Source organism: Comamonas sp. B-9 (assembly GCF_000410635.1).
Classification (GTDB): domain Bacteria; phylum Pseudomonadota; class Gammaproteobacteria; order Burkholderiales; family Burkholderiaceae_C; genus Comamonas.
In genome coordinates this window covers 32,367-38,492 of sequence record NZ_KE148576.1, presented here as the reverse complement: position 1 = coordinate 38,492, position 6,126 = coordinate 32,367, and the positions used below count along the sequence as shown (strand labels likewise).

Here is a 6,126-nt window from a genome sequence, read left to right as displayed (position 1 = left end):
GCGGCCGCGCCCTCCACCGCCGCCACGACGGGCTTGGGGCAGTCGCGCAGCGCACGCACCAGGTCATGCAGGCCTTCGAGCAGCTCGCGGCGCTTTTCTGCGGGCTGGTCCCGGCGCGTCGCAATACGGCGCAGATCGCCACCCGAGCAGAAATGCCCGCCCGCACCGGTGAGCACAATGGCACCCACCAGCGGGTCGGTGGCTGCTGCTTTGAGCGCGGCCGTCAGGCCCAGGTAGAAGTCGGGCGACAGCGCATTGCGCGCCGCCTCGTTGTTGTTGGTCAGCACCAGCACGCCGCCTTCGCGGCGCGCCAGCAGCGCGGGGTTTGCGTTGCTGGCGGTCGTCATCAGGCGGCCTTGGCTGCAGCGCGTGCCTGGGCCTGCAGCGCCATGTAGCGCGCCAGGTGGTGGTCCATGTCGCCCAGCTGGTGGTCGATCATGATGATGCGCTTGGCGTAGTGCGCCAGCGGCAGCTCCCAGGTCACACCAATGCCGCCATGCATCTGGATCGCCTCTTCGGCCATCAGGGTGCCAATCTGGCCCACGCTGTACTTGGCGGCCGACAGCGCTTTTTCACGCTCGAGGTAGTCGGGGTTGTCGATGGCAGCAGCCGCGTTGATGACGGCCGAGCGCGCCTGCTCGGCTTCGAGCAGCAGATCGGCCATGCGGTGCTGCAGCGCCTGAAAGCTGCCGATCGGCACGCCAAACTGCTTGCGGGTGCGCAGGTATTCCAGGGTGTGGTTCTTGGCCACATCCATCGCGCCCAGCGATTCGGCCGCCAGCGCCAGCAGGCCAAAGCCGCAGATGCGTTCGAGCAGCGCATGGCCTTCGCCCAGCTTGCCCAGCAAGGCATCGGCACCGACCTTGACATTGGCCAGTACCAGCTCGGCGGCATGGCCACCATCGATGCGGCCATAGCCCCGGCTGCTGATACCAGCGGCATCGCCCGGCACCAGGAACAGTGAGATGCCCGCCTCATCGCCCACGGCGCCTGCCGTGCGGGCAGAGACCAGCAGCAGCTGCGCCTGGTCGCCAAACAGCACCACGGCCTTGCTGCCGTTCAGCACCCAGCCATCGCCCTCGGTCTGGGCGGTGGTGGCCACGCGGTTCAACTCATAGTGGTTCGCGGGCTCGTCATGCGCCAGCGCGGCAATCGTCTCGCCGCCAATGATGCCTTCGAGCTGCGCCTTTTGCGCCTCGCTGCCGGCCTCGGTCAGCGCGCGGCCTACCAGCAGGGCGCCCAGCAGTGGCTCTGCGACCAGGTGCGTGCCCAGTGCCTCGAACACCACGCTGATATCGACGCCATCGCCACCAAAGCCGCCATCGGCCTCCTTGAACAGCGCGCCAATCGCCCCCAGTTCAGCCAGCTTGGCGTAGGTATCGGCGCTAAAGCCCAGGGCGCCATAGGCGGCCTTGTTGCGGTACTCGGTGCTGTACTGCTCGCTCAGGTAGCGGCCCAGCGCATCGGCCAGCATGCGGCGGTCTTCATCCAGTTGAAAGTTCATAAAAAATCTCCTTATCTAACCATGGCGCTTGCTGAGATCGCAGCGCCTGGAACCTGCAGGGCACAGCTGTGAGACGCCAGCAAGGGCCGCCCCGCAGCATAGGCGTCGTCCCCCTTCCAGGGGGAAGGCGCGCAGCGCCTCAGGGGGTGGCTTATTTCATAGGCCGAGGATCATCTTGGAGATGATGTTGCGCTGGATTTCGTTCGAGCCGCCGAAGATCGACAGCTTGCGGTAGTTGAAATAGGCCGCAGCGGCCGTGGCCGCCTCCTTGGGGCCCACCGGCTCGTCGGCGTATTCGGCAAACTGGGCCTCTTCGATGAAGGGCAGCGCATAGGGGCCCATCGCGCGGCGGATCAGCGACAGCAGCTCCTGGCGCACAACAGTGCCCTTGATCTTGAGCATCGAGCTCTCGGCACCCGGCACACCGCCGCCCGCGACCGACGCGATCACGCGCAGGTTGGTGGTGGCCATGTTCAGCAGCTCAATCTCGACCTTGGCCATGCGGGTGGCAAACTGCGGGTCTTCGATCAGCGGCTTGCCATTGCGCTGCACGCGCTGGGCAATCACCTTGAGCTTTTCCAGCCCGGCCATCGAGAAGCCCACGCCGGCAATGCCAGTACGCTCATAGGTCAGCAGGTACTTGGCATAGGTCCAGCCCTTGTTTTCCTCGCCCACCAGGTTGTCCAGCGGCACCTTCACATCGGTCAGAAAGACTTCGTTGACTTCCTTGTCGCCATCCAGGGTACGGATGGGGCGCACTTCGACACCGGGCTGGTTCATGTCGATCAGCACAAAGCTGATGCCTTGCTGCGACTTCACCTCTTTGTTGGTGCGCACCAGGCAGAACATCATGTTGGCGTGCTGGCCCTGGGTGGTCCAGGTCTTCTGGCCGTTGACGATGTAGTGGTCGCCGTTGCGCACAGCCGTGGTCTTGAGCGAGGCTAGGTCGGAGCCGGCCCCCGGCTCGGAGTAACCCTGGCACCACCAGTCATCGCCATTGAGGATGCGCGGCAGCCAGTGGCTCTTCTGCGCCTCGTTGCCGTACTTGATCAGCACCGGGCCGAGCATGGACAAGCCAAAGGGCACCAGGCGCGGGCCACCGGCCAGTGCGCATTCGTCGTCAAAAATGAACTTCTGCACCGGCGACCAGCCCGTGCCGCCAAATTCCTGCGGCCAGTGGTAGGCCAGCCAGCCCTTCTTGTTCAGGATGGCATGCCAGTTTTCCTGGTCAAAGCGCGTCAGGCGCTGGCCGGCCTTGACCTTGGCGGCCAGGTCCTGGGGCAGGTTGTCTTTCAGAAACGCACGTACTTCGGCGCGGAAGGCTTCTTCTTCGGGACTGAATTGCAAGTCCATGGCTATCTCCTCATTAACGTGGGCAGGCAAGGCCTGCACATCTCAAACTCTGCGCTGCGCAATCTGGGTGATGCCCAGCAAGGGCCGCCCCGCAGCGGTGGCGTCGTCCCCTGGGGGATAGCGCGCAACGCCTCAGGGGGGGTCAGAAAATCTCAAAGAGGCCAGCGGCACCCATGCCACCGCCCACACACATGGTCACCACGCCCCACTTCAGTTTCTCGCCCCGGGCCTTGCGGCGCTGGCCCTCGAGCAGGATGTGGCCGGTCAAGCGCGCGCCGGTCATGCCAAAGGGGTGGCCGATGGAGATCGCGCCGCCGTTGACGTTGAGGCGTTCCATCGGGATGCCCAGCTTGCGCTGGCAGTAGAGCGCCTGCGAGGCAAAGGCTTCGTTCAGTTCCCAGAGGTCGATATCCTGCACCGTCAGGCCGTGGCGCGCCAGCAGCTTGGGCACGGCAAACACCGGGCCAATGCCCATCTCATCGGGCTCGCAGCCGGCAATCGCCAGGCCACGGAAGGCGCCCAGCGGCGCCAGACCCAGCTTGGCCGCTTCCTTCGCTTCCATCAGCACGCAGGCGGCCGAACCATCGGACAGCTGCGAGGCATTGCCAGCGGTGACAAAGTTGCCCGCGCCCTTGACGGGCTCCAACTTGGCCAGACCTTCGAGCGTGGTCGAGGGGCGGTTGCAGTTGTCCATGGTCGCGGTGACGTCCTTGTAGCTGACTTCACCGGTTTCCTTGTTCTTCTCGGCCATGCGCGTGGCGCAGGGCACGATCTCGTTGTCGAAGGTGCCATTGGCCTGCGCCGCTGCGGTGCGCTGCTGGCTTTGCAGCGAGAACGCATCCTGGTCTTCGCGGCTGATGCCGTAGCGCTTGGCCACCACATCGGCGGTGTCGATCATGGCCATGAAGAGGTCGGGCTTGTGCTCCACCAGCCAGGGATCGGCATCCGAGGGGTTGGTGTTGCTCGAGCGGATCAGCGAGATGCTCTCGACACCACCGGCCACCATCGCCGGTGCACCATCGACAATGATGCGGCCGGCCGCAAAGGCAATCGCCTGCAGGCCCGAGGCGCAGAAGCGGTTGACCACGGTGCCGCCCACGCTGACGGGCAGGCCGGCACGGACGGCCGCCTGGCGGCCGATATTGCGGCCGGTCGTCCCTTCGGGGTAGCCGCAGCCCAGCACCACGTCTTCGATCAGCGCCGGGTCGATGCCGGCGCGCTGCACCGCTGCGCTGATGGAAAACGCCGCCAGCTGCGCACCGGGCGTGACATTGAACTCCCCACGGTGGGATTTGGCCAGCGGCGTACGCGCTGTCGAAACGATGACGGCTTCACGCATGCATGTCTCCTTGGGTCTGAGCGACCGTTGATTGTGATTTTTACGGCCGCCAGCGCTTGTCACCCAAGCGCTAACAGCTATTTTTTATGTAGCAACCCGGGGTTTTGCTGTGCGAAAGCCCCGGGCTGCACTGCCGGCCTCGATGGACCGGATGGCGCGATGCGCTCAGGCCGCCTTGTTCAGGCTCTCGAAGTTCTCGCCCTTGTCCACCAGCTCCACCAAGAGGGGCGATGGCGTCCAGAACAGCGCGTCTTCCTTGGCGAACTCGCGGATGTCGGCCAGGATCTTGTCCAGGCCCACCATGTCGGCCCACTTCATCGGGCCACCCCGGAAGCGCGGGAAGCCATAGCCGTAGAGGAAGGTCACATCCACATCCAGCGGACGCAGCGCAATGCCTTCGCGCACCACATTGGCGCCTTCGTTGACCATCGCGGCCATGTAGCGGCGCATGATCTCGGCATTGCTGAAGCTGCGCGGCGTCACGCCAGCGCGCTGGCGCTCGGCATCCACAATGGCCAGCACTTCGGGGTCTTGCTCGCCCACGCGCGCGCCTTGCGGGTACAAGTAGTAGCCGCGCTGGGTCTTCTGGCCAAACCAGCCCTTCTCGGCAATGCGGTCGGCAATCTGCACATAGCGGGCCTGGGGGTTGCGCGTGGCGGCCTTGCGCTTGCGCGTGGCCCAGCCAATGTCGCCACCGGCCAGGTCGGCGACCTGGAAGGGGCCCATGGGGTAGCCGAACTCGCGCACCGCCTCGTCGATCTGGTAGGGCGAGGCACCGTCTTCAAGCAGGTAGTTGGCCGCCTCGCGGTACACGGCCAGAATGCGGTTGCCGATAAAGCCATCGCAGACGCCGGCGCGCACGGGCACCTTCTTCATGCGGCGGGCCAGCTCGAAAGCAGTGGCCACCACATCGGCGCTCACCTTGGCGGGCACGACGATCTCCAGCAGCTTCATGATGTTGGCGGGGCTGAAGAAGTGCAGACCGATGACATCCTGCGGGCGCGAGATGCTCGCGGCAATCGCATCGATATCCAGGTAGGAGGTGTTGGTGGCAATCACGGCGCCGCTCTTGCAGACCTTGTCCAGTTCGGCAAACACGGCCTTCTTGACGCCCATCTCTTCAAACACCGCCTCGATCACCAGGTCCACCTGGGCGAGCGCGGCGTAGTCGGTGCTGCCGCTGTAGCGCGCCATGATGGCGGCCTTTTTCTCGGCCGTCATGCGGCCCTTGGCGATCAGGCCGTCGTAGACCTTTTCCACATTGGCGCGGCCCCGGGCGATGGATTCCGCATCGCGCTCGACCATCACCACCGGCAGGCCGGCATCGAGCGCCGCCACGGTGATGCCGGCGCCCATGGTGCCGCCACCCACCACGCCGATGCTGTTCAGGGCGCGCGGTGCGGCGGCCTTGGCTTCGGGGATCTTGGCGGTTTCACGCTCGGCAAAGAAGGCATGGATCAAGCCGGCGCGCTGCGGGCTCTCCAGGCACTGCACAAACAGCTTGCGCTCGTTTTGCATGCCCTGCTCAAACGGCAGGTCCAGCGCGCCTTGCACGCATTCGATGATCTTGCCCGGCGAGAACAGGCCCCGGCTTTTCTTGGCCGACTCGGCCTTGGCGGTGTCGAGCTCAGCCTGCGACGCAGCCTTGTCGGCCAGCGCGGTGGCTTCGCGGGTGCGGCGCACCGGGGCGTTTTGCACCAGCAGTGCGTTGGCGTAAGCCAGGCCGGCCGTGCGGGCATCGCTGCCTGCGGGCTCGACCTGGTCGACCAGGCCCATGGCCAGCGCTTCTTCGGCACTGGCGTGGCGGCCCGAGAGCATCAGATCGAGCGCAGCCTTGACGCCGATCAGGCGCGGGGTGCGCTGCGTGCCACCGGCGCCGGGCAGCAGGCCCAGCTGCACCTCGGGCAGGCCCAGCTTGGCGCCAGAGACG

Annotated in this window: 5 protein-coding genes; all 5 read right to left on the bottom strand. The window is 65.7% G+C overall.

Features of this window, described 5'->3' with window-relative positions; translation table 11 throughout:
• Positions 1–347, bottom strand: a 347-nt coding sequence (locus H928_RS0112900) for an enoyl-CoA hydratase-related protein (RefSeq protein ID WP_021026884.1), incomplete at its 3' end; no start/stop codon positions are given.
• The gene (locus H928_RS0112895) at positions 347–1,504 is read right to left on the bottom strand and encodes an acyl-CoA dehydrogenase family protein (RefSeq protein ID WP_021026883.1); all 1,158 of its coding nucleotides are present in this window, start codon (positions 1,502–1,504) and stop codon (positions 347–349) included. The genes H928_RS0112895 and H928_RS0112900, both read right to left, overlap by 1 nt.
• A 156-nt stretch (positions 1,505–1,660) precedes the next feature.
• Positions 1,661–2,857, bottom strand: a complete 1,197-nt coding sequence (locus tag H928_RS0112890) for an acyl-CoA dehydrogenase family protein (RefSeq protein ID WP_021026882.1) — start codon at positions 2,855–2,857, stop codon at positions 1,661–1,663.
• A 142-nt stretch (positions 2,858–2,999) separates the two neighbouring features.
• Positions 3,000–4,196 (bottom strand): acetyl-CoA C-acyltransferase, encoded by a 1,197-nt coding sequence (locus H928_RS0112885; protein ID WP_021026881.1) that lies wholly within the window; start codon positions 4,194–4,196, stop codon positions 3,000–3,002.
• A gap of 165 nt (positions 4,197–4,361) precedes the next feature.
• Positions 4,362–6,126: 3-hydroxyacyl-CoA dehydrogenase NAD-binding domain-containing protein (locus H928_RS27575; RefSeq protein WP_043339962.1), on the bottom strand; the 1,765-nt coding region annotated here is incomplete at its 5' end.

Bases quoted from the DNA above. Each gene is read 5' to 3' on its own strand.
- H928_RS0112885 (WP_021026881.1), bottom strand. From the start codon at position 4,196: ATGCGTGAAGCCGTCATCGTTTCGACAGCGCGTACGCCGCTGGCCAAA.
- H928_RS0112895 (WP_021026883.1), bottom strand. From the start codon at position 1,504: ATGAACTTTCAACTGGATGAAGACCGCCGCATGCTGGCCGATGCGCTG.
- H928_RS0112890 (WP_021026882.1), bottom strand. From the start codon at position 2,857: ATGGACTTGCAATTCAGTCCCGAAGAAGAAGCCTTCCGCGCCGAAGTA.